21 protein-coding genes and 4 pseudogenes are annotated in these 21,082 nt (G+C 71.1%); 4 read left to right on the top strand and 21 right to left on the bottom strand.

Annotation, left to right across the window (positions count from 1 at the left end; translation table 11 throughout):
• Window positions 1–31: 31 nt before the first annotated feature.
• The 7 genes from F0L46_RS04555 to F0L46_RS27035 form a co-directional block, all read right to left on the bottom strand.
• A complete protein-coding gene (locus F0L46_RS04555) occupies window positions 32–916 on the bottom strand; it encodes an alpha/beta hydrolase (RefSeq protein WP_149815850.1) in 885 nt (294 codons plus the stop codon).
• Window positions 917–1,058: 142 nt separating this feature from the next.
• A complete protein-coding gene (purC, locus tag F0L46_RS04550; protein ID WP_149815849.1) occupies window positions 1,059–1,853 on the bottom strand; it encodes a phosphoribosylaminoimidazolesuccinocarboxamide synthase in 795 nt (264 codons plus the stop codon).
• A 565-nt stretch (window positions 1,854–2,418) separates the two neighbouring features.
• Complete coding sequence (gene recR / locus F0L46_RS04545; RefSeq protein WP_149815848.1) at window positions 2,419–3,024, bottom strand: recombination mediator RecR; 606 nt, start codon at window positions 3,022–3,024, stop codon at window positions 2,419–2,421.
• A gap of 102 nt (window positions 3,025–3,126) precedes the next feature.
• Window positions 3,127–3,813: a phosphoribosylformylglycinamidine synthase subunit PurQ gene (gene purQ, locus F0L46_RS04540; RefSeq protein ID WP_149815847.1), complete on the bottom strand. Its 687-nt coding sequence runs from the start codon at window positions 3,811–3,813 to the stop codon at window positions 3,127–3,129.
• The gene (gene purS, locus F0L46_RS04535) at window positions 3,810–4,052 is read right to left on the bottom strand and encodes a phosphoribosylformylglycinamidine synthase subunit PurS (RefSeq protein ID WP_149815846.1); all 243 of its coding nucleotides are present in this window, start codon (window positions 4,050–4,052) and stop codon (window positions 3,810–3,812) included. Before purS ends, purQ begins: the two co-directional genes overlap by 4 nt.
• Before the next feature lie 69 nt (window positions 4,053–4,121).
• Window positions 4,122–4,664 (bottom strand): hypothetical protein, encoded by a 543-nt coding sequence (locus F0L46_RS04530; RefSeq protein WP_149815845.1) that lies wholly within the window; start codon window positions 4,662–4,664, stop codon window positions 4,122–4,124.
• Window positions 4,665–4,732: 68 nt separating this feature from the next.
• Window positions 4,733–4,858, bottom strand: a complete 126-nt coding sequence (locus F0L46_RS27035) for a hypothetical protein (protein ID WP_276315505.1) — start codon at window positions 4,856–4,858, stop codon at window positions 4,733–4,735.
• Window positions 4,859–5,234: 376 nt separating this feature from the next.
• Here F0L46_RS27035 and F0L46_RS04525 point away from each other — a divergent pair, with 376 nt between their 5' ends.
• A complete protein-coding gene (locus F0L46_RS04525) occupies window positions 5,235–6,248 on the top strand; it encodes an asparaginase (RefSeq protein ID WP_149815844.1) in 1,014 nt (337 codons plus the stop codon).
• Between the two features lie 100 nt (window positions 6,249–6,348).
• On the opposite strand, the gene F0L46_RS04520 is transcribed toward F0L46_RS04525, so the two are convergent.
• Complete coding sequence (locus tag F0L46_RS04520; protein ID WP_149815843.1) at window positions 6,349–7,338, bottom strand: threo-3-hydroxy-L-aspartate ammonia-lyase; 990 nt, start codon at window positions 7,336–7,338, stop codon at window positions 6,349–6,351.
• Between the two features lie 5 nt (window positions 7,339–7,343).
• Window positions 7,344–8,117, bottom strand: a complete 774-nt coding sequence (locus F0L46_RS04515; RefSeq protein ID WP_149815842.1) for an enoyl-CoA hydratase — start codon at window positions 8,115–8,117, stop codon at window positions 7,344–7,346.
• Window positions 8,118–8,258: 141 nt separating this feature from the next.
• On the opposite strand from F0L46_RS04515, the gene F0L46_RS04510 reads away from it, so the two are divergent.
• On the top strand, window positions 8,259–8,861 hold the full coding sequence (locus F0L46_RS04510) for a septation protein A (RefSeq protein WP_149815841.1): 603 nt from the start codon (window positions 8,259–8,261) through the stop codon (window positions 8,859–8,861).
• A 195-nt stretch (window positions 8,862–9,056) separates the two neighbouring features.
• Here F0L46_RS04510 and F0L46_RS04505 read toward each other — a convergent pair whose 3' ends face one another.
• From F0L46_RS04505 to F0L46_RS04490, 4 genes are all read right to left on the bottom strand, one after another.
• The gene (locus tag F0L46_RS04505; protein WP_149815840.1) at window positions 9,057–9,650 is read right to left on the bottom strand and encodes a DsbE family thiol:disulfide interchange protein; all 594 of its coding nucleotides are present in this window, start codon (window positions 9,648–9,650) and stop codon (window positions 9,057–9,059) included.
• Window positions 9,647–9,811: a heme exporter protein CcmD gene (gene ccmD / locus F0L46_RS04500; protein WP_149815839.1), complete on the bottom strand. Its 165-nt coding sequence runs from the start codon at window positions 9,809–9,811 to the stop codon at window positions 9,647–9,649. The genes F0L46_RS04505 and ccmD overlap by 4 nt, the downstream gene beginning before the upstream one ends.
• An 8-nt stretch (window positions 9,812–9,819) precedes the next feature.
• A complete protein-coding gene (locus tag F0L46_RS04495) occupies window positions 9,820–10,563 on the bottom strand; it encodes a heme ABC transporter permease (RefSeq protein WP_149815838.1) in 744 nt (247 codons plus the stop codon).
• A 306-nt stretch (window positions 10,564–10,869) separates the two neighbouring features.
• Window positions 10,870–12,060, bottom strand: a complete 1,191-nt coding sequence (locus tag F0L46_RS04490) for a lytic murein transglycosylase (RefSeq protein WP_149815837.1) — start codon at window positions 12,058–12,060, stop codon at window positions 10,870–10,872.
• 140 nt (window positions 12,061–12,200) lie between these two features.
• Between F0L46_RS04490 and F0L46_RS04485 the strand changes: the two are divergent.
• Window positions 12,201–12,359, top strand: a pseudogene (locus F0L46_RS04485) (transposase); the annotation flags it as partial.
• Window positions 12,360–12,662: 303 nt separating this feature from the next.
• On the opposite strand, the gene cas2 reads toward F0L46_RS04485, so the two are convergent.
• The 8 genes and pseudogenes from cas2 to F0L46_RS04450 all read right to left on the bottom strand — a co-directional run bounded on the left by cas2 (window position 12,663) and on the right by F0L46_RS04450 (window position 19,434).
• Window positions 12,663–12,947, bottom strand: a complete 285-nt coding sequence (cas2, locus tag F0L46_RS04480) for a CRISPR-associated endonuclease Cas2 (RefSeq protein ID WP_149815836.1) — start codon at window positions 12,945–12,947, stop codon at window positions 12,663–12,665.
• Between the two features lie 7 nt (window positions 12,948–12,954).
• Window positions 12,955–13,982 (bottom strand): annotated as a pseudogene (gene cas1c, locus F0L46_RS04475) (type I-C CRISPR-associated endonuclease Cas1c).
• 28 nt (window positions 13,983–14,010) lie between these two features.
• Window positions 14,011–14,586 (bottom strand): CRISPR-associated protein Cas4, encoded by a 576-nt coding sequence (gene cas4 / locus F0L46_RS04470; RefSeq protein WP_276315507.1) that lies wholly within the window; start codon window positions 14,584–14,586, stop codon window positions 14,011–14,013.
• Between the two features lie 51 nt (window positions 14,587–14,637).
• Window positions 14,638–15,165 (bottom strand): CRISPR-associated protein, encoded by a 528-nt coding sequence (locus tag F0L46_RS27575; protein ID WP_438646659.1) that lies wholly within the window; start codon window positions 15,163–15,165, stop codon window positions 14,638–14,640.
• An 80-nt stretch (window positions 15,166–15,245) separates the two neighbouring features.
• Window positions 15,246–16,790 (bottom strand): annotated as a pseudogene (cas8c, locus tag F0L46_RS27180) (type I-C CRISPR-associated protein Cas8c/Csd1); the annotation flags it as partial.
• A pseudogene (locus tag F0L46_RS27175) lies at window positions 16,742–17,179 on the bottom strand (DEAD/DEAH box helicase); the annotation flags it as partial. The pseudogenes F0L46_RS27175 and cas8c, both read right to left, overlap by 49 nt.
• Before the next feature lie 257 nt (window positions 17,180–17,436).
• The gene (locus tag F0L46_RS26550) at window positions 17,437–17,913 is read right to left on the bottom strand and encodes a CRISPR-associated endonuclease Cas3'' (RefSeq protein ID WP_210247599.1); all 477 of its coding nucleotides are present in this window, start codon (window positions 17,911–17,913) and stop codon (window positions 17,437–17,439) included.
• Window positions 17,914–18,621: 708 nt separating this feature from the next.
• Window positions 18,622–19,434: an AfsR/SARP family transcriptional regulator gene (locus F0L46_RS04450; RefSeq protein WP_149815833.1), complete on the bottom strand. Its 813-nt coding sequence runs from the start codon at window positions 19,432–19,434 to the stop codon at window positions 18,622–18,624.
• A 568-nt stretch (window positions 19,435–20,002) separates the two neighbouring features.
• On the opposite strand from F0L46_RS04450, the gene F0L46_RS04445 reads away from it, so the two are divergent.
• The gene (locus tag F0L46_RS04445; RefSeq protein WP_149815832.1) at window positions 20,003–20,839 is read left to right on the top strand and encodes a hypothetical protein; all 837 of its coding nucleotides are present in this window, start codon (window positions 20,003–20,005) and stop codon (window positions 20,837–20,839) included.
• The last annotated feature ends 243 nt before the right edge of the window (window positions 20,840–21,082 follow it).

Raw genomic sequence — 21,082 nt, 5'->3', positions numbered from 1 at the left:
CTCCCCTGAGGGGAGAGAGGGCGCGTCGGCGCTATCCGAAACCACTGGTCTTCCGTCGTACCCCCTCACCCCCGGCCCCTCTCCCCATGGGAGAGGGGAGCCAGCGCGCCAATTCCGCCACGCGCGCCGTCATCGCCGAGCCCGGATCGGCGAGGGGAGCGATCACCGTGAAGTGGTCGGCGCCAGGCAGCGCCTCGAAGCGGGTCGCGACGCCCGCCGTGGCCCAGCGCTCGGCGATGGTGCGGCTCTGGCGCAGGTATTCGTCGCTCTCCCGGGCTCCCACCACGGCGTCGAGGGCGCGGCCGGCGGGGGCTGGCCAGAGGAGGGGGCTCAGGCGGTCGGCCTCGGCGGGCTGGAGGCCGAGCGCGCGGTTGACGCTCGTCGTGAGGAGCGGGCGCAGCTCGAAGAGGCCCGAGATCGCGTAGGCCCCCGGCACGAGATCGGCGGGCAGGCCGGCCGCGGCCCAGTCGGTCGCGAGGAGGCAGGCGGCGAGGTGACCGCCGGCCGAGTGGCCCGCCACCGTCACCCGCCGCCCGGTCTCGCGCCACAGGCGCCCGGCGGCGGCGCGCATCTGGTCGACGATCTCGCCCACATGCACCGTCGGGGCGAGGTCGTAGCCCGGCACCGCGACGTCGATGCCGCGCGCGTTGAGGCCCCGCGCCAGATGGCTGAAATAGGCGGGGTGCAGGCCCTGCCAGTAGCCGCCATGGATGAACATCACGAGGGGCCGCGCCTCCTCGCCCGTGCCCGCGAACAGGTCGATCGCCTGCCGCTCGCTGTCGCCATAGGCGAAGGAGCGGGGCGGGTGAGCCTCGCGGTAGGCGGCGGCGTCCCGGGCCCAGCCCTCGATGATCGCGGGATGCTCGGGCACGCGGGCCCGGTTGTTGTACTCCGCCTCGTAGTCGATGCCGGCCATGGGGGCTCCGCTCTCATGTCGGCCCAAGGATAGGAGCGGGGCCGGGGTCCCGCAACGCGGGGCGCATGGCTGGGGCGGACGGATCAGCAAAAAGCCCGGCGCGGGGCCGGGCTTCACAGTTAGTCATAGGGGGGAGGGGCGCTTATTGCACCAGGCGCGGGCCGCCCGTCTGGACCTTCTCGTTCTCGGCCAGGATGCCGAGGCGACGGGCCACCTCCGAATAGGCCTCGATGAGGCCGCCCAGGTCGCGGCGGAAGCGGTCCTTGTCGAGCTTGTCGGCGGACTTGATGTCCCACAGGCGGCAGGAATCGGGGGAGATCTCGTCGGCCACCACGATGCGCATCAGGTCGCCCTCCCACAGGCGGCCCGTCTCCATCTTGAAGTCGACGAGGCGGATGCCGACGCCGAGGAAGAGGCCGGAGAGGAAATCGTTGACCCGGATGGCGAGCGCCATGATGTCGTCGATCTCCTGGGGCGTCGCCCAGCCGAAGGCCGTGATGTGCTCCTCCGAGACCATCGGGTCCCCGAGCTTGTCGTTCTTGTAGTAGAACTCGATGATCGAGCGGGGGAGCTGCGTGCCCTCCTCCAGCCCGAGCCGCTGGGCGAGCGAGCCCGCCGCGACGTTGCGCACCACCACCTCGAGCGGGACGATCTCCACCTCGCGGATGAGCTGCTCGCGCATGTTGAGGCGGCGGATGAAGTGCGTCGGCACGCCGATGTCGTTGAGGTGCTGGAAGACGAACTCGCTGATGCGGTTGTTCAGCACGCCCTTGCCGTCGATGATCTCGTGCTTCTTGGCGTTGAAGGCGGTGGCGTCATCCTTGAAGTGCTGGATGAGCGTTCCGGGCTCCGGGCCCTCGTAGAGGACCTTCGCCTTGCCCTCGTAGATGCGACGGCGGCGGTTCATAGGCGTATACCGTGATTTGAGGAAGTCCATGAGGTGGGCCGTGGCTCCGAACGTGTGGGGTTGAGATCCGCGGCTCGACGGGGGCGGGCGCAGTCAAGGACAGGCTTTCCGGGCCTCCCGCTTGGCGGGCAACCTAACCGATCGGGCCGCGCAGCACAACGAGCCTCTGGCTCTGCGTTGGGGTAGGGCCAATAGAGGGTGAAAGCGGCCGATCCAAGGCCGGTGGGATGCGGTGCCATCCCCAAGCGCCGCCCGATCGCGGGTGTGAACCGTGGTGGCGGCGCTGTCGCGCCGCACCCCCCTCTCCATCTCTCCCCCGCGAGGGGGAGAGGGATCACCGGCATTCCGCGCGCGAACCGCTGGAGTTCAGGCGAAACGAGCAGGCTCCCCTCTCCCCCCTTGCGGGGGAGATGCCCCGAAGGGGCAGAGGGGGGTCGGCGAGGCGCAAGCCTCGCCGCGCGCCAGAACGATTAGGCGAGCGCTTGAACAAACTGTGGTCCGGCGCTTCGCGCCGACCCCCCTCCGCATCCTCCCCCGCAAGGGGGGAGGGGAGGCCATATCCTGGACCGTTGCGCGACGAAGGGCCGGTGCCGGCTCAAAACGCCGTCCGGCTGCGGATCGCCGCCGACAGGGTGCCCTCGTCGAGATAGTCGAGCTCGCCGCCCACCGGCACGCCGTGGGCAAGCCGCGTGATCTTGAGGGGGAGGTGCGACAGGCGCTCGGTGACGTAGTGGGCGGTCGTCTGGCCGTCGACGGTTGCGTTGAGGGCGAGGATGATCTCGCCGACGCCGGGCTCGGAGGCGCGGCTCACCAGGCCCTCGATGTTGAGGTGTTCCGGGCGCACCCCGTCGAGGGGGGAGAGCACGCCGCCGAGCACGTGGTAGCGGCCGGGAACGGCGCCCGAGCGCTCCAGGGCCCACAGGTCCGAGACGTCCTCCACCACCACGATGAGGGAGGGATCACGCTTGGCGTCGGTGCAGATGGTGCAGGGGTCGCTGGTGTCGACGTTGCCGCAGGAGCGGCACACCACCACCCGCTCGGCCGCGACCCGCATGGCGTCGGAGAGGGGGCCAAGCAGCGTCTCGCGCTTCTTGATCAGGTGGAGCGCGGCGCGGCGCGCCGAGCGCGGGCCGAGGCCCGGCAGGCGGGCCATGAGCTGGATCAGGCGCTCGATCTCGGGACCGGCGACGGAACGGGACATCGGGGCTCGCGCGAGTGGGGGATCGGAGGGCGCCGCAAGAGCGGCGCCGCTCCCCCCGATATGGGGTCGAAAGCCTTGGGCCGCAACCGGAAACGGGTCCGCTCAAGCCGCCCGGACGAGGCTCTCGAACAGCCCGCGGCCGTCCGTGCCGCCCACCAGGTCGTCGATGAGGTTCTCCGGGTGCGGCATCATGCCGAGCACGTTGAGGCCCTCGGAATAGATACCGGCGATCGCGTTGAGCGAGCCGTTGACGTTGGCGTCGGCCACGATCCCGCCGGCAGCGTTGGCGTAGCGGAAGGCCACGCGCCCCTCGCCCTCGATGCGCCGGAGGGTCTCCTCGTCGGCGAAGTAGTTGCCCTCGCCATGCGCCACGCACACGTCGATCACCTGGTCCTTCGCGTAGGCGCGCGTGAAGGCCGTGTCGTTGCGCTCCACCCGCAGCTTTTGCCGGTGGCAGAGGAAGCGAAGGTTCGCGTTGCGCATGAGGATGCCGGGCAGGAGCCCGGATTCGCACAGGATCTGGAAGCCGTTGCAGATGCCGAGCACGAGGCCGCCGCGCGCGGCATGCGCCCGCACCGCGCCCATGACGGCGGCGCGGCCCGCGATGGCGCCGCAGCGCAGATAATCGCCATACGAGAAGCCGCCCGGCAGCACGGCGAGGTCGGTGCCCGCGGGCAGCTCCGTCTCCGCGTGCCAGACCGTGTGCACCTCGGCGCCCGCCTGGCGCAGGGCCCGCAGCACGTCGCCCTCGCGGTTCGAGCCGGGGAAGACGATGACGGCGGCCTTCATGACGCGATCTCGACCCGGTAGTTCTCGATCACCGTGTTGGCGAGAAGCCGCTCGCAGGCGGCCTTCAAGGCGGCCTCGGCGCGGGCCTGGTCGCCCGTGTCGAGCTCCACGTCGAACACCTTGCCCTGGCGCACGCTCGCCACGCCCTCGACGCCGAGCGAACGCAGGGCCCCTTCGATGGCCTTGCCCTGCGGATCGAGGACGCCGGATTTCAGGGTGACGGTGACGCGGGCTCTCATGACGGCTCCTGCGGGCTGCACGCGACGGGCTTAAACCCAACCGGCACGCCAGACAACCCGGAGGGCCGCTCAGCGCGCGAGGCGCGCCGCCACGACGCCGCGCAGCCCCGCGAGCACCGCCGCCTCGTCGTCGCCCGCCGCCAGCACGACGCGCAACTCGTCGCCCTCGATGCGCCCCACCGCGCCGCCATAGGCCGGCGGACGGGCGCCGTCGGCCCGCGACAGGGTGATGGCGAAGCCCGGCAGGCCCTCCTCGCGAAGGGCGCGCACCGCGACCTGCGTGCGGATCGCGGCGCGGCGCGGGTCGGTGTCGGCCCGGTCGCGCCCGCGAAGATAACGGCCAAGGCGCTCGGGGTCCCGCAGCACCTGCGCCGTGGTCGCGGCATCGTCGCCGGACAGCGTGATCAGGGCCACCGCCAGGCGGTGCGGGCAGGCGGCCGAGAGGCAGGCCACCATCGCCTCCGGCCGGCCGCGCCCCTCGGCGAGCCAGCCGCGCAAGGGGAACGCCACCCAGCCCTCGCCCTCGGGCACGCCCTCCAGGCCGCGGGGCGCATAGGCGCAGCCGGCGAGCAGGGCGAGGGCGGCAAGGAGGGGGGCGAGGCGGCGGAGCATGGGGCGAATCGGGGGCGCGGACGGACGGCGCCTTCATCCCCCATGCGGCCGCGCCGGGGAAGGGCGGCTCAGCCGATGAAGGGCAGGAGGCCCGCCGCGATGGCGGCCGAGACCACCACCATCAGCACCATCTCGCGGGCGGTGAACAGCGGCATGGCCGGGCCGCGCGGCTCCAGCGGGATCTCATCGTGCATGGGCTGGCATCCTGGCTGGGCGGGTGGGCCTGAATCGACTGGGCGAAACCTTACATTGAGGGGGATGGCCTCTGTCCAGGCCCGATCCTTCCCCATCGTTAATCCGGGGGCTCCCTTCGGGCAGGTGAGGCTTAGTGGCAACGGTTGGGCGGTACTCCCCTCCCCCTTGCGGGGAGGGGTTGGGGGTGGGGGTCGCAAAGTCGGAGCTGGCGGTGAGGTGGGGCGCACGCACGCCTGTACAGCCCTTTCCTAGACCGGGACCTCTCGCGTCCCGACCCCCACCCCCGGCCCCTCCCCGCAAGGGGGAGGGGGACGGCCCAGCTTTGACAGCGGCGCCGCATGGGGCCAGAAGGGGCGCCTTCAGCAAGGATCCCCCATGGACAACCCCGTTCTCGTCGAGGTCACGCGTGGCCCGCTGGTCGAATCCCGCCATCGCGGCGCGGTCTCGGTGGTCGATGCGGACGGCGGCGTGCTCATGAGCCTCGGCGACGTCGACCTGCCGGTCTTCCCCCGCTCAGCCGTGAAGGCGCTGCAGATCCTGCCCATGGTGCATAGCGGCGCCGCCGAGCGTCTCGGGCTCACCGATGCCGAGATCGCGCTCGCCGTGTCCTCCCATTTCGGCGAGCCCGCCCATGTGGCGACGGCGCGCGCCATGCTGGAGAAGGCGCGCTGCGACGTGGGCTGCCTCGAATGCGGCGCCCACTGGCCCATGGACCCCGCCGCCGCCCGGGCCCTCGCCGCCGCAGGCGGGACGCCGAGCGCGCTCCACAACAACTGCTCGGGCAAGCATGCGGGCTTCCTATGCCTTGCCTGCGATCTCGGCGAGGACCCCAAGGGCTACGTCCGGGCCGATCACCGGGTGCAGGGCATCGTGCGCGCCTCGCTCGAGGACCTCACGGGCGCCTCCCACACCCCCGACGTCCAAGCCGTCGACGGGTGCTCGATTCCCACCTACGCCGTGCCGCTGCCCTCGCTCGCCTACGGCTTCGCGAAGTTCGGCACGGGGGTCGGCCTCTCGCCCGACTGCAAGCGCGCCGCGGCACGGATCCGGCGGGCGGCGGCCGCGCACCCGTTCATGGTGGCGGGCACGGGCCACTTCGACACCGTGCTCATGGAGGCCTTGGCTGAGCGCGCCTTCGTGAAGACGGGGGCGGAGGGCGTCTATTGCGCAGCGCTGCCCGGGAGCGGGCTCGGCATCGCGCTCAAGTGCGACGACGGCGCGAGCCGCGCCGCCCAGGCCGTGCTGGCGGCCCTCATCCTGCGCTTCCTGGAGCTCGACGGCCCCGAGCGCGCGACGGTCGAGGCCCTCGCCCGCCCGCGCCTCACCAACTGGAACGGCATCGAGGTGGGCGAGATCCGCACCACCGACGCCCTGGTGACGCCCCTTTGAGGGAGCCCTCGCAGGTGCGCGCGGAGGCGGGACCGGACCTGAGGCCCGCCCCCGTGGCCTCGCTCTCCCGTCTCGCCCCCTTGAGGCCGGGCGCGGCGCGTCACCCCACCATGCGGGCGAAGGCCGCGATGTCGACGTTGCCACCGCTGAGGATCACGCCGACGCGCTTTCCCTCCACGGGCACCGCCCCGTGCAGGGCTGCGGCCGCCGCGAGGCAGCCGGTGGGCTCGACGACGATCTTCAGGCGCTCGGCCAGGAAGCGCATCGTGTCGACGAGCTGCGCGTCCGACACCGTCACCACGTCGGCGACGCGCTCGCGCATAATCGCGAAGGTGCGCCGCCCGAGCGCGGTGGTCTGGGCCCCGTCCGCGATGGTCTGCGGCACGGGGATCTGGACGATCTCGCCACGGTTCAGCGACTGGCGCGCGTCGTCCCCCGCCTCCGGCTCGACGCCGATCACCCGGCAGCCCGGCGAGAGCGCGTGAGCCGCGAGCGCGGTGCCGGAGGTCAGCCCGCCGCCGCCGAGGCACGCGAGGATCAGGTCGAGGGGGCCCGTCTCGCCGATGAGCTCCATGGCGGCCGTGCCCTGGCCCGCGATGACGTCCGCGTGGTCGAAGGGCGGGATGAGGGCGAGGCCCCGCTCGGCGGAGAGCCGGCGGCCGATGGCCTCCCGGTCCTCCTTGTAGCGGTCGTAGATCACCACCTCGGCTCCGTAGCCGCGGGTCGCCGCCACCTTCATGGCGGGGGCGTCGTGGGGCATCACCACGACGACGGGCGCGCCCTGGAGCTGCCCCGCGAGCGCGATCGCCTGGGCGTGGTTGCCCGAGGAAAAGGCCACGACGCCGCGCCGGCGCGCCGCCTCGTCGAGGGCCGCGATGGCGTTGTAGGCGCCCCTGAACTTGAAGGAGCCGGCGCGCTGGAGGTTCTCGGCCTTGAAGAACAGGCGAGCGCCCGTGCGCGCGTCCGCCGTGCGGGAGGTGAGCACGGGCGTCTTGTGCGCCGCGCCCTCCAGGCGGCGGGCGGCCTGGACCACGTCCTCGAAGGCTGGAACGTCGGGGGCGGGCACGATGGTCTCGGCGGGGTGTCCCATGGCGCTCACCGGTTCTGGAAGCCCGCCGGCCGCTTCTCGACGAAGGCCTGCATGCCCTCCTTCTGGTCGGCGGTGGCGAACATGGCGTGGAAGACGCGGCGCTCGAAGCGGATGCCCTCGGCGAGCGTGGTCTCGTAGGCGCGGTTGACGCTCTCCTTCGTCATCATGGCGATGGGCAGCGACATGGAGGCGATGGTCTCGGCGGTCTTCATCGCCTCGGCCATCAGCTCGGCGGCCGGGATCACGCGGGAGACGAGCCCTGAGCGCTCGGCCTCCTGCGCGTCCATCATGCGCCCGGTGAGGCACAGCTCCATCGCCTTGGCCTTGCCCACGATGCGGGTGAGGCGTTGCGTGCCGCCCGCGCCCGGCATGACGCCGAGCTTGATCTCGGGCTGGCCGAAGCGGGCATTGTCGGCGGCGAGGATGATGTCGCACATCATGGCGAGCTCGCAGCCCCCGCCGAGCGCGAAGCCCGCCACCGCCGCCACGATGGGCTTGCGGCGCTGGGACACCCGGTCCCAGGCGGTGATGAAGTCGTCGAGATAGGTCTGCGGGAAGTTGAGGCCGGACATCTCCTTGATGTCGGCGCCCGCGGCAAAAGCCTTCTCGGAGCCGGTGATGAGCACGCAGCCGACGCCCGGATCCGCCTCGAAGCCGTCGAGGGCCCGGTTCAGCTCGGCCACGAGGGTGGAGTTGAGGGCGTTCAGCGCCTGGGGGCGGTTCAGCGTCACGAGGCCGACGCGGCCGCGGGTCTCGACGAGGAGGGTCTCATAGGCCATGGGGGCAGCTCCAGGATTGTCGTGCCCCCATGGCTAGGGGAGGGCGCCCGGCTCCGCAACAGGCGAGACCCTCAAAAAGCCCCTGGGGAGGCCCGCGAGTGCGGGGATGACAGGGCCGCCCGACCCTGGCACAACGATTCCATGTCGATGGATGCCACCCGCAAGCCCCTGCCGCCCCTGCTCAAGCTCGTGCTGGAGGTGGGGCCCCTGGTGCTGTTCTTCCTCGTGAACGCCTATGCGGACCGCCTGGGGCTCTCGACGCCCGAGCGCCGGCTCTTTCCGGCCACCGCGATCTTCGTCGTCGCCACCCTGATCGCGCTCGCGATCAACTACGCGCTCGTGCGCAAGCTGCCGATCATGCCGGTGGTCTCCGGCATCGTGGTGGTGATCTTCGGCGGCCTGACGCTGGCGCTCGACAGCGAGCTCTTCATCAAGCTCAAGCCCACCATCGTGAACACCCTGTTCGGCGTCGCGCTCCTCGTGGGGCTGCGGCTCGGCAAGCCGCTCCTCAAGATCGTCCTCGACAGCGTGTTCGACCTCGACGAGGAGGGCTGGCGCAAGCTCACCTTCCGCTGGGCGATGTTCTTCTTCGTGCTCGCGGCGCTCAACGAGATCGTCTGGCGCACGCAGAGCACGGACACCTGGGTGAGCTTCAAGGTGTTCGGCATCATGCCCCTGACGCTCGCCTTCGCGCTGGCCCAGACGCCCTTGATCCTGCGGCACGAGGTGAAGCGGGAGGGGTGAGCGCACGCCTCTCGCCGCGCGGGGAGAGGGCCGAATCCCCCCTCGTCGGGGGCTGAGGCGAGGGCGGCAGCCCGTGGGTGAGGGGGCGCCTCAACCGTGGAGCACCGTCCAGACCCCCTCACCCCCGCCCTTCGGGCTTGCTGCCCCTGCCGTTCCGCAGGTGCAGCCCTCTCCCCACCCGCGGGGAGAGGGGGGTCAGCGCGCCGCGTCTTTGACCTTCGCCAGGAAGCCCGGCAGCTGCTCGGGGAGGATCGGGCCGATATGCTTGTGGCGGATGGTGCCGTCGGGGCCGATCACGAAGGTCTCGGGCACGCCGTAGACGCCCCAGTCGATCGCCGCGCGCCCGTTGGCGTCGACGCCCACCGCCTGGAAGGGGTTGCCGAGGGCGCCGAGGAAGCGGCGGGCGTTCTCGGGGATGTCCTTGTAGTTGATGCCCACCAGCCGGAAACCCGGGTCCTTGGCGAGCTCTACCAGCGCCGGGTGCTCCTCGCGGCAGGGGCCGCACCAGGAGGCCCAGATGTTCACGACCGTGACGCGGCCCTTGAGGTCCTCCGACGACAGCCCCGGGATCGCTCCGCCGGCGCCCCGCAGCCCCGGCAGGGACGGGAGCGTGAAGGCCGGGACCGGACGGCCGATCAGGGCCGAGGGCACCTTGGAGGGATCGCCCGAATAGAGGCGCACGAGGAAGAGGGCTGCAAGCCCCAGGAAGATCAGGACGGGCAGCAGGAACAGGACCCGCACGCGTCGCCGGGGCGCGCCGTCGTCGAGGACAGCGGGATCGGCGCTCATCGCTCGTCACCCGAGCGGCGGCGCACGCCCCGGGCCTCGAGCTCGTCGAGCGCGCGCCGCTGCGCCCGCTGGTCGAGGATCGCGGCGAGGATCAGCCCGCCGACGACGAGAACCGTCACCGCGTAGGACCCGATGATGAAGGCGCCATGGGGACCGAGCATGGGGGCTCTCAGGCGGCCGCGCGGCGGTCGAGCCGCTCGGCTTCGAGGAGGGTGAGGGTGCGCACCCGCCGACGCATGATCTCGGTGCGCATCGTGTACATGTGCAGGGTCACGGCGAGCGCCGTGAAGGCCAGCGCCATGACGAGCAGCGGGTAGAGCATGGAGGGATGGATCGTCGGCCCGCCGAGGCGCAATACGGAGGCCGGCTGGTGCAGGGTGTTCCACCAGTCGACGGAGAACTTCACGATCGGCACGTTGACGAAGCCGACCAGCGTCAGGATGGACACGGCGCGGGCGGCACGGCCGGGCTCCTCGATGGTGCGCCACAGGGCCAGCACGCCGCAATACATGAGGAAGAGCACGAGCACCGAGGTGAGGCGCGCGTCCCAGACCCAGTAGGTGCCCCACATGGGCCGGCCCCACAGGGCGCCCGTGACGAGGCACACCAGGGTGAAGGCGGCGCCGATCGGCGCGGCGGCCTTCTGCGACACGTCCGCGAGGGGATGGCGCCACACGAGGCTGCCGATCGCCGACACCGACATCGTGGCGTAGAGGAAGAGCGCCAGCCACGCGGCGGGCACGTGGATGAACATGATCCGGACGGTCTCGCCCTGCTGGTAGTCGGCCGGCGCGAGCACGAAGCTCATGTAGAGCCCCACCGCCAGCAGCGCTGCCGCGAGCGCGGCGAGCCACGGCACCGCCGCGCCGGACCAGCGCAGGAAAAAGCTCGGATTGGCGAGTTTCGTCCACATCCCTCCGATGTAACGGCGAACCCGCCGCCCATCAATGCGGCAGAGTCCGCATGAGGGGGGCGCTTGCGGTTTCGTGTGGAGCGCCTGCGGCGCAGAGTCTTGCGCTGGATCCCGGATCTGCGATCCGCTCCGGCTTGCGCCTTCGCTCCTCTTGTCCGGGAAAGTGGCCGTGAGGTTCTGGAGACCTCTCGATCACCCTCCCCACTTTCCCGGACAAGCCTCGCGAAGCGAGGTGCAGATCCGGGATCCAGGGGTCAGAGGCCGCGAAGCGGCGCCGCACGCCCGCGCCAGCGGGCACTTGCGCCCTCAAGCCCCCCGCAGCGCCTGGAGCACCTTGCCGCCGGGGCGGCCGGTCTGGGGCATGCCGATCTGGCGCTCCACCTCCTTGATGGCGTCGCGGGTCTTCTGGCCGACGCGTCCGTCGGGCTCGCCGACGTCGAAGCCGCGGGACGAGAGGAGCTGCTGCAGCTCGCGGCGCTCGGCCCGCGACAGGGGCGGATCGTCGGTGGGCCAGGCGGCCTGGACGCCCGGGCCGCCGCGCAGCCGGTCGCCGAGAAGCGCGATGGCGAGGCCGTAGGACTCGGCGGCGTTGTAGGAATAGAGCGCGTCGAAGTTGCGGGTCACCAGGAAGGCGGGGCCGCGGGGCCCTGCGGGCAGCAGGATGCCCGCCGGGTAGGACCCGGACAGCGGGCGCCCGTCGTAGCGCGTCACGCCCATGGCGGCCCACTCCGAGACGGGGCGCTTGTTCTTGCGACCCGCCAGCCCCGCGTTGAAGCCCGCGGGCACGCGCACCTCGTAGCCCCAGGGAATGGCGTTGTTCCAGTTCGCCTTGGCGAGGAAGTTCGCGGTGGAGCCCACCGCGTCGGGCACCGAGGTCACCACGTCGCGCCGCCCGTCCCCGTCCATGTCGACGGCGAGCCGCTGATAGGTGGAGGGCATGAACTGCGTGTGGCCGAAGGCGCCGGCCCAGGAGCCGCGCAGGTTGGACGGCGCGATCTCGCCCCGGTCGAGGATCTTGAGCGTCGCGAAGAGCTCGCCGCGGAAATAGTCGCGCCGGCGCGAGCCGAGGCAGGCGATGGTGGCGAGCGACTGGACGAGCGGGCGGCCGCCGATGTCCTTGCCGAAATTGGACTCGACGCCCCACACGCCCGCGATCATGTGCCGGTCGACCCCGAAGCGGCTCTCGGCGGCGGCAAGGGCTGCGCCGTGCTGGCGCATGGCGGCGCGCCCGTCCACGACGCGCTCCTCGTCCACGAGGGCCGATATGTAGTCCCAGATCGGCGTCTTGAACTCGGGCTGGTTGTCCATGAGCTCGAGGACCTTGAGGTCCGGCTCGAGTCCCCGGGTCGCGGCGTCGAAGCCCGCCGCCGAGATGCCCTGCTCCGCCGCCTGCCCGCGCAGGGTGGCGAGGCACGAGCGGAAGTCGCCCGATTGCGCCAGGGCGGGGGAGGCGGCGAGCGCGGCGGCGAGGGCGACGAGGGTCCGGCGACGGGACATGCGGATCTCCGGCAGAGAATGGGCCGGATGCATGCAACCGCTTCGTGGTTAATGTTTGATTGAGGTGGGTGTGGCAGGCGGATGTTAGGGCCTGTTAGCGCCTGAGCGCGTTGTCCCCCGGCCGAAGTCGGGGGGCCGCCATGCTGTCGGATGCGCAATGGGCGGCGCTGGAACCGCTGGTCGAGGCGTGCCGCCCGCATTCCAAGGTGCCGCCCTCGAACCTGCGCCGCACGATCGGCGCCATCCCGTGGCGGCACGAGAATGGCGCGAAGTGGCGCTCCCTTCCAGCCGAAGAGGGCGACTCGGCCGCATCCCAGCTCGCCGGCATGTCGATGCCGTTTCAATCCGCACCCTCGTGAGAAGGCGACTCCCGCACGATGTGCTTGAAGGCGTCGTGCTGCCAGTTTCGATCCGCGCCCTCGTGAGAGGGCGACCCCCACAGGATAACGATCTGACAGGCTCCAAGAAAAGGTGTCGCTTGCGCGAACCCTGCGTGAGCGGTCTGAATTTAACGCAGGCTCGGACATCTTCGGGCTTTTTCGCGAGGAGAATCAGGACGCGCGAACCCTCTGGCGCGGAGCTGGGCGCTCCTGGTTCGCGCGTCAGAAAACGAGGGGTCCGTCGAGGACCGTCTTGGCGCCCACATGCTCGGCGCGCCGCCGCCCTTCGGCGCCGAGCCGATAGAAGCGCAGCGAGTCCTGCGCGGGATCGATCAAGGCGACGAGCCGCCCGCCCAGGACCGTCCACTGGGCGGGGTCGATTTCGCATTCGAAGACGGAGTTCTGCACCCGCTGCCCGTAGTCGAGACAGGCGCGCGCCACGCGGCGCAGGCGCGTGCGCCCGGCTGGCGTGTCGGTCCTGACATCGTAGGCGACGAGCATCGGCATGCGGGCCTCACTTCCAGATGAAGGCGGGGTAGCCGTGCAGATGACGGGCGAGGAGCTGAGCCTGGGCGTGAGCCACGAGGCCGAGGGGCACGGTCTCGTCCAGGAAGGGGCGGCGCAACTCGTCGCGTTTGCGCTCCTGCCAAGCCACGAGCACGCGCTTGCGTGCCTCGTCGATGAGGCGCACCCCGCCCGAGGGCTCCACGACGACGTCGCCGGGCGCGAGCTGGCGGCGGTTGACGAGGGAGAGGGCGAGCCGGTCGGCGAGCACGGGGCGAAGCTCCCCCATGAGGTCGAGGGCGAGGCCCGCGTGGCCGGGCCGGTCGGCATGCAAGAAGCCGACCTGCGGATCGAGCCCGTGCGCCTCAAGGGCCGCGCGGCAATCGTGCCCGAGCAGGGCGTCGATGAAGGAGAGGTGGGCGTTGATCCGGTCGAGCGGCGGACGCCGCGAGCGCCCGCCGGAGGCGAATGCGGGATCCTCGACCCGGACCAGCCCGGGACAGGCTGCGAAAGAGACCGCGGCCGCCTCGCCCTCCAGGCCGCGTAGGGTGTCGACCGCGGGCGCTGCGAGGGTGCGTCGGGCGCTGTCGGTCAGCCGCGCTTCGGACGATCTTAAGGCCTCGACGGCAGCCGGAGCCATGGCTTCGACGTGGTCGCGCAAGGCCCGGCGGAGCACCATGCGCTGGTTGGCGGCCTTGGCGGCCACGATGCCGCGCACGATCGGCACGGCGCGCGGAGGATCGTCGGCGGCGCGAACTGGGCCCGGCGCAGGAGCACATTAGCCGAGCGTGGGCCCTCGACCCGGGCGAGGAAGCGCCCGTTGGGATCGCAGAGCGACACGGGGATTCCGCTCTCGGCGCAGGATGCCAGCAGGGCGGGCGAGGCGCCGGCGCGCGCGAAGGTGACGCGGCCCTCGAGTAGGAGGAGCGGCGCACGCCCGCGCTCGGTGCCGTCCACCTCCACCACGAGGTTGGCCTCGTCCTTGCGCAGCCAGGCGTCCTCGCTGGTCACGCAGATCACGTTGCGCAGGCGGCGCATCGGGTCACCCCTCGATCTGGCGGGCGAGCTAACCCGCGACGGCGGGCGGGCGCTCGAGCCGCGCAGGGTGACAGAGGTCCTGGAGCGAGCAGCGCCGGCAGCCGGGCATGCGCACCGGCGGCGGCGTGCGGCCCGAGGTGAGGGTAGCCCGGGTCTGCGCCGCCACGGCCGCCGGAAGGGCCCGCAGGGGAGCATCGAGGACGACGGTCTCGCGTCGGCGGGTCCGCGCGTAGAACAGCGCGCCCTCCGGGACCTCGACGCCGAGCATCTCCTCCAGGCACATGCCTTGCGCGCAGAGCTGGACCTCGTCGACCCGGCGGCTCTTCGGCAGGCCGTTCTTGTACTCCAAGGGAAGGGGTCGCGCGGGCCGGCCGCGGAACTCCACCGCGTCGGCCCGGCCCGCCACGCCGGGGGCGAAAGAGCGCAGCGCCAGCCCGCGCTCCACCCGCACCCCAGGCCGCCGCTCCCCGACCCCCGCATCGACCCGCTCGTGCAGGAGCCGCCCCTGCGCGGTCGCCGCGTCCTCCGCCCACAATCCCTCGACATGGATGAGGGCGCATTGACGCGGGCAGAACAGATGGTACCGGAGCGCTGGGAGCGGGATCAGCGCGTCCTCGGCAGCGGGATCGGGAGAAGGCGCGGGCCGCCTCCCGGCTCAGGCGACGTCCACGACCGTCGTCGTGTCGGTCACGGGCGTCCCGTCGAGGGTCACCTCGTAGTCCTCGAAGCCCCGCGCCGGCGGCCAGTTGTCCGTTGCCTCGGCGCCGATGGCGTGCCGCGAGCCCTTGTGGACCCGCAGCGTCCTCACCCTGTCGAACAGCTGGTGCGCCGGCGCGTTGCCCAGCGCCGAGGCATGCCGGAACACGATGAGCTTGCGCGTCGCCATCTCGCCGCGTGCCGCCGAGCGGTCGTGGTCGAACATCCGGGTCAGCGCCTCGAACAGGAGCTCCAGGTCCGCGTCCGAGGAGCCGGTGCCCTTGATCGGGTGCGATGCGAGCGGGGCGGAGACGAAGCCGTGGGCACGGTAGAGGCCGTAGGGCACGACGTGCTTGCGGCCCATGGTGCGCCCGCCCTTGGCTTCGGCGTCGGCTTCCGTCGTCGCGGCCATGCGGGTGATGGAAATCTCGAGCGGCAGGATGGGCTCGACCGAGCGGCCGAAGGCGAGCTGGACGGGGCCGCGCACCTGGCCCGCGTTGACGCCGGTGTCATCACAGCACCGAAGGCGCGGATGTCCCAGAAGTTGGCGTACATCCAGCGGGTGAGGTCGCGGGCCTTGGCCTCCTCCTTCGGCAGGCGCTTGAGGTCCTCCGCCTTCGTGACATCGGGCATCACGGCGGCCCAGGCCCGTTTGTGCTCGTTGTTGAGCGTTGCACCCTCGCGTATGTAGATCGCGTGGCCCGGCGCATCGGGGCGCGCCAGCGCCACGTAGTTGCGGGCCTTGCGTTTCAGGGCGACGTCCGAGACGAGGCCCTGGTTGGTCTCGGGGTCGAGGCGGGGCAGGTTGCCGGCATCGGGGTCGCCGTTGGGATTGCCGTTCGTCACGTCGAAATAGAGCACGAACTCGTGCCGGCGGCTCACGCCGGCGGTCTCATATGCCGTCATCCCCGTCCCCCTGGTCCTGGTCGTTGCTGCGCGCGTCGAGCGCGGCGGCCACGTCGGGCCGCTTGGCGAACTGCGACTGGCGCTGGTGGTAGTAGCCGATGGCGAAGCGGCCCTGGGCCTCGAGCCGGAGCGAGCGCGGCAGCGCGGCGGCAGGCGGGCGACGATCTCGCGCTCGATCCAGCCGTCCTTGCGCTCCTTGCGCAGCTTCGCGGTGTGGTTCTGCGCTCCGCGCAGGAGGAGGGGGAAGACGCTCGCGGGCGTCGCCGAGGCCGCGCCGAAATAGCGGTCGCGGATCGTGGCGGTGACGCGCCCGAGCGCGAGGCGCTGGGCGGTCTCCAGCGCGGCGAAGAGCCGGCCGAGCTGGTAGGCGGGATCGGGGTCGTCCTTGGCGAGGCTCACGGGCACCTCCCTGCGCTCTCGATGGTCATCGGTGTCGCTCCTGAGGCGGCGGTCGCGCTCCAGCACGGCACGGATCGCGGCGGCGTGCCAGCCGGTGGACGGGTCGTCGCCCACGCGCAGCCGGGTGATGGCGGCGGCGAGCCAGGTTCTGGGGTAGCGCGTGCCGGACAGGACCGCGCGCATCACCTCGCCCGCGAGCAGGGGCGGGATGTTGTCGAACTTCTCCTGCAGCGCCGTGGTCCTGAGGAGGAGACGCCCCACGGAGGGCGGCTTGGCGCCCCAGCGGTGGGGCGGGGGCTCGAGGCGCAGGTCGCTCCGGTGATCGGCGAGGCAGCGGGCGAAGGTCTCGAAGTTGTCGTCGAGCCAGTAACGGACGGACAGGCGGGCCGCGTTCGGCGCCAGCCCGAGCACGTGGAAGCGGGTGCCCGAGACGAGGCCGAGGCCGAGATCCTCGACCGGCCGCCCGGCCGCCACCTTGTCGAGGGCGTCGTTGATCTTGGCGGCTTCTTGCGCGTCGTCGTCGGCGTCCTCCGCGTCGGGCGGCTCGGCGAAGAGGGTGAAGGCCGCCTCCGCGCGCCCGGCCGCCGTCTCGTCGACGCCGGCCGAGGTATCGGCCCAGAACGCCATGGTGGCGTCGCCGATGCTGCGCCGCAGGCGGTTAGGGCTGCCGCGGTCGAGCATCCGGTTGAGGGCGGCGCCGTAGCGGAAGGCCGCGGCCTCGGAGGTCGGCGCATTGGCGCCAGCGGCATCGTCTGCGCCTCGTCCAGAACGATGACGCTCTTCGCGAGATTGTGGAGCTTGCGGCAGCGGGAGGTGCGGTTCGCGAAGAGGCTCTCGAAGAACTGCACCGCGGTCGTGACGACGATCGGGGCGGCCCAGTTTTCGGCGGCCCGGCGCAGGCGGTCGGCCGGGGCGTCGCCGCGCCCGTCCTCGCGCCGGTCGCGGGCGGCGTCCCAGTCGAAGGTCGCGTGGTGCTCCAGGATGTCGTCGTCGTTGCGCCCGCCCGGGTCCGCCGCGAGCGCGCCCCGGAAGACCTCCGCGGTCTGCTCGATGATCGAGGTGAAGGGGATGACGTAGGCGACCCGCTCGAGCCCGTGCCGCACCGCGTGCTCCAGCGCGAAGGATAGCGAGGTGAGGGTCTTGCCACCGCCCGTCGGCACGGTGAGCGTGAAGAGTCCGGGCCCGAGCGCGGCCATGGCGACGACGTGGGCGCGGACGCGGGCGCGCAGGAGGTTGAGATCGCCCGCCTCGGCCTGCGTTTCTCGCTCTTCCATGAAGCGCGCGAGGCGCCCGCGCAGGGTCGTGAGATCGCTGAACCCGGTCCGTCCCGGGTCTCGCCCCTCCGCCCGGGCGTAGAAGGCCTCCGTCTCGAGGAAGTCGGCATCGACGAGGCAGGAGAAAAGCATGCGGATCAGGAACGCCTCGGAGAAGCCGCGCTCGGGGCTTGGTCGCTTCAGGCAGGCCCAGCCCAGCTCCGCCGCGGCGGGGAGGGGGCCGATGATCTCGCGCCAGCCCGCATAGACCGGATGTCGGCTTGCGCGAGGCGGGTCTCCAGGTCGGTTCCATCGGCGAGGCCCGCATGGTGGCCTGCGACGATCGCCGCGATGATCCGGCCGATCGGGCCCGGGTAGGCGGCCAGAGCTTCGAGAGCGCCAGCCGTCGAGTGATCGGGCCCGCGTGCCGCGCCGGCCGCGTCGCGAATGTATGCCTGGAAAGCCGCGGAGCATTTGCCGATGTCGTGCAGGAGACCGGCCGCCTCGGCTGCCCCACGCCAGCCGAAGGCCTCCGCGAAACGCCCGGCCGAGCGGGCGACGGCGTGTGCGTGCGCGCCAAGCCGCTCCCACGCCTCGGCCGGGCGCCCGGGCAGAGAATGGGCGAAGCAGCCATGCGCGATCGCGGCCTCGGTGCCCGGACGGCGACTGTCGATCATTGGCTCCCCTCTGGGTTGTCGTCGCCATCATAGTGTGCCGGAGCTGCATGGCAGCCGAGATCGCGCCCTCCGCCGAGAGGGCAACGATCCGCCGCGTCTGCGACGGACCAACCTCAATGTGCTTGGGGTGGCTGTGTCCAACCAAGCACATTGCCTGACCTCCGTGATGTGAACGCGCACCGGTGCGCGCAAGCCCCGGCTGCCCAGCCCACGATCACGAAACATCCGTCGCGACGAGAACAGGGCGTCGCAGCCCATAGGCTTGGGCCGGCCGCAGACGGCGTGGACTTTGCGCTGGTCCCGTAGGCGACAGGCTGTCCAAAGGACCGATGATCCGGCAAGCCGCAGGAACGCAACCATCCGCGATGGCGCAAGCGAGGACGATGGATGGCCCTCGGGTCGGCGGTGCCGCCCGGATCCTGGCGCTCCTCACCTGCGTGATCGCTTCATCGCGCATGTGCGGGGAATGCTCCTCCGGCAAGCGCCTGCGTTGTTCCAGCTTCCGCGATGTCAAAGAGCGCACCGGCCTCAGCCGGCCCGGTTGCGGACGATCACCCGAGCAACAACGGGCGCCGTCATCTCATGGCAACCGGTCGAGGCAGGGTGAAGGAGCACGGTCGGAGCACCAGGGACACCGAGGCTTGGCGCGCCATCCTGAAAACCTGGAGACTCGCCAGGAACGGGCTTCGCCGCGGGGCAGCGCGCCCCTCAGCCGGCCTTGCTCGTGCCGATGCGGGCGCGCAGCGTCGCGGGGCTCATGCCGCGCACCGCGTCCGAGGCGATGTCGTCGTAGAGGCGGCGGGTGTCGGGGGCGGGGGCGACGGCGAGGTCCTCGCGCAGGCGCACCTCGAAGCGGCGGTAGGACTGGAGCGCCTCGGGCCGCTGCCCCGTGAGCACGAGCAGGAGCATCACGTCGTGCTGCGCGGCCTCGTGCAGGGGGTCGACGGCGAGGACCTGGCGGCCGAAGCGGAGCGCGCGGGTGTCGCTGCCGCGCCGCGCCGCCGCCTGCATGAGCCCGACGCCGGCCGCCGCGACGAGGACGCCGAGCCGCTCGCGCTCGCGCACCGCCCAGTCGTCGTCCTCCCCGTCGAGGAAGGGGCCGGCATAAAGGTCGAGGGCCTCGACGAGGCGGCGCTCGTCCGTCTCGCCGAGGGCGCCGTCGCGGGCGAGGTCGCGCATGACGACGGCTGCGTCCTGGAGGGCGTGGGCGTCGACGCGGATCGCCGCGTCGCGCTCGAGGGCGACGCTGCCGTCGAAGGAGGCGAGCAGCCGCCCGGCCCCGGGATGCGCGCCGTCGAGCATCCGGCGCACGCGCCACAGGGTGGTGTTGAGGGCCGCGCGGGCCCCCGCCTCGTCGAGGTCGGGCCAGAACAGGGCGGCGAGGCGCTCGCGCCGGTGCGCCCGGCCGATGAAGGTGAGGAGATAGCAGGCCAGGAGGCGGCCGGAGCGGCCGAGATTGGTCCTGAGCAGGACACCGTTCGCGGAAAAGGAAGCAACGCCGAACAAATTGGCTTCGAACATGGCCCGTCCAGATATTGGAGAAGGCCCCCACATGATCTTCTTGGTTGCAGACAGAGACTGCAACCAGATCGGGCGAACCGTCAATGCATAAACGCGGGCGTGAAGAGGATTTTTTCTGCCCCTCCCGAAGCCGATATCGATCCGGCGCACGGCAGGGTCAGGCCGGAGCGGGCCGCGCGTGGGTTTTTACCTTAAATCGACTTTAGTTTAGCGGGATGTTGCCGCCTGCCTGCGAAAGTAACGCTTCGATCGAGGTAGCATCGCCCGAAGCGATCGGGGGATGCTTGGCAAGCTTAGCAATAAATCGAACATGCATGGGCCGACTGGTCAGGGCAAGACGAGCGACCAATATCAAACGCCCACTACCCATGCGCTTCTATTCCGTCGGGGAGCGCTGCTCAGCCGGCGAAATGATAGCCTTCTGCTCGTTCGTTCGATTGTGGTGAGAATTGAGTGCTGTTTTTGTGATGGTTGATCATAGGATGGCGTCTTTCAACGGACTCCTCATGATCGAATAAGGTTAGGACGCCAATAGGCCGTGCCCGAGCTCAACAGGCGGAGTTAGCCGATGGGATTGTTAGCCTTCCTCCGGCGGGCAAGAGCGCTCGTCGTGGCCTGCCTCCTGCTCACGCTCGCCGGGGCCGTCCTGCTCGGGATGGCTGCTCGGATGCCCGAGTACACGGATCCGACCCGAGCAGCCGAACTCCAAAACGTCGAGCGACCGGGGGCCCGGACCGACCTCGACCGGTTCTCGGCGGAGTGGCATGCCGAGATGGATCGCCTGAGAACCAACAAGTGGCCGATTCACGATTTGGGCCGGACGCTGATCGCGCTCGCCGCGACGATCCTCGTGGCCGCCCTTCTTTTCCGGGCTCCGACGCCCCAAGCCTTCGGCGCGATCACGACGCCTCGCACCGTGCACGGGCTCCTGGCCTTGACCGCTAGCGTGCTCGCCGCGCCCATCCCGATTTCCGTCCTGTGGTTTTCGGAGAACCAGGCTCGGTTCAGCTATCCGACCTGGGCTGACAGCATCGGCCTGCCGATCGGCCTGATGACGGTCACCGTCTTGATCACCGGGCCGGTCGCTTGGCTCGCGATGTTCCTCGTAGCCCGGGGCTCGCAGCCGCCGGTGCGGCTGCGCGTACCACGTGGCGCGCGGACCTCGACGGATCGGCTGGCGGAGATCGTGTGCGCAGGCGTTGTAGTGTGCGAGATGTTGCTCGTTCTGTCGGCGATCTCGCCCCTGTACTTTCCCGTGCCTCCGTTCATTGCCGCGCTGTTTTATATCGGCGCCTCGGGCCGGGCGCTTCGGCTTGCGCGCAAGGAGCCTAGCGCACGACGCTCGGCTGGCTCGGAGGCTTGTGACCCCCTCTCCGGCGACCTAGCTCATGTTGTGTGGGCGTGAAGAGGATTTTGTCTGTTCCTCCGGAAGCCGATATCGATCCGGCTCACGGCAGGGTCAGGCCGGCGCAGATCGAGCTGGGGTCTTTACTAACATCGACTTGAGGTTAGCCAAAGGTTGCCGTTTCCGGGCGACAGAAACGCTTCGGTCGCGCTGCCGCCGCCCGGAGCGACGGAGCGGTGCAACGCAAGCTTAGCATTGTGTCGCGAGCGGGCTTGGCGGTCCGTGGAGCCAGGCTGGGCGCCA

Source organism: Salinarimonas soli (genome assembly GCF_008386575.1).
In the GTDB taxonomy this organism is placed as follows: Bacteria; Pseudomonadota; Alphaproteobacteria; order Rhizobiales; family Beijerinckiaceae; genus Salinarimonas_A; species Salinarimonas_A soli.
This window is presented reverse-complemented; position numbering and strand designations above follow the sequence as displayed.

Bases quoted from the DNA above. Each gene is read 5' to 3' on its own strand.
- F0L46_RS04555 (WP_149815850.1), bottom strand. From the start codon at position 916: ATGGCCGGCATCGACTACGAGGCGGAGTACAACAACCGGGCCCGCGTG.
- purC (WP_149815849.1), bottom strand. From the start codon at position 1,853: ATGGACTTCCTCAAATCACGGTATACGCCTATGAACCGCCGCCGTCGC.
- recR (WP_149815848.1), bottom strand. From the start codon at position 3,024: ATGTCCCGTTCCGTCGCCGGTCCCGAGATCGAGCGCCTGATCCAGCTC.
- purQ (WP_149815847.1), bottom strand. From the start codon at position 3,813: ATGAAGGCCGCCGTCATCGTCTTCCCCGGCTCGAACCGCGAGGGCGAC.
- purS (WP_149815846.1), bottom strand. From the start codon at position 4,052: ATGAGAGCCCGCGTCACCGTCACCCTGAAATCCGGCGTCCTCGATCCG.
- F0L46_RS04530 (WP_149815845.1), bottom strand. From the start codon at position 4,664: ATGCTCCGCCGCCTCGCCCCCCTCCTTGCCGCCCTCGCCCTGCTCGCC.
- F0L46_RS27035 (WP_276315505.1), bottom strand. From the start codon at position 4,858: ATGCACGATGAGATCCCGCTGGAGCCGCGCGGCCCGGCCATGCCGCTG.
- F0L46_RS04525 (WP_149815844.1), top strand. From the start codon at position 5,235: ATGGACAACCCCGTTCTCGTCGAGGTCACGCGTGGCCCGCTGGTCGAA.
- F0L46_RS04520 (WP_149815843.1), bottom strand. From the start codon at position 7,338: ATGGGACACCCCGCCGAGACCATCGTGCCCGCCCCCGACGTTCCAGCC.
- F0L46_RS04515 (WP_149815842.1), bottom strand. From the start codon at position 8,117: ATGGCCTATGAGACCCTCCTCGTCGAGACCCGCGGCCGCGTCGGCCTC.
- F0L46_RS04510 (WP_149815841.1), top strand. From the start codon at position 8,259: ATGTCGATGGATGCCACCCGCAAGCCCCTGCCGCCCCTGCTCAAGCTC.
- F0L46_RS04505 (WP_149815840.1), bottom strand. From the start codon at position 9,650: ATGAGCGCCGATCCCGCTGTCCTCGACGACGGCGCGCCCCGGCGACGC.
- ccmD (WP_149815839.1), bottom strand. From the start codon at position 9,811: ATGCTCGGTCCCCATGGCGCCTTCATCATCGGGTCCTACGCGGTGACG.
- F0L46_RS04495 (WP_149815838.1), bottom strand. From the start codon at position 10,563: ATGTGGACGAAACTCGCCAATCCGAGCTTTTTCCTGCGCTGGTCCGGC.
- F0L46_RS04490 (WP_149815837.1), bottom strand. From the start codon at position 12,060: ATGTCCCGTCGCCGGACCCTCGTCGCCCTCGCCGCCGCGCTCGCCGCC.
- cas2 (WP_149815836.1), bottom strand. From the start codon at position 12,947: ATGCCGATGCTCGTCGCCTACGATGTCAGGACCGACACGCCAGCCGGG.
- F0L46_RS26550 (WP_210247599.1), bottom strand. From the start codon at position 17,913: ATGATCGACAGTCGCCGTCCGGGCACCGAGGCCGCGATCGCGCATGGC.
- F0L46_RS04450 (WP_149815833.1), bottom strand. From the start codon at position 19,434: ATGTTCGAAGCCAATTTGTTCGGCGTTGCTTCCTTTTCCGCGAACGGT.
- F0L46_RS04445 (WP_149815832.1), top strand. From the start codon at position 20,003: ATGGGATTGTTAGCCTTCCTCCGGCGGGCAAGAGCGCTCGTCGTGGCC.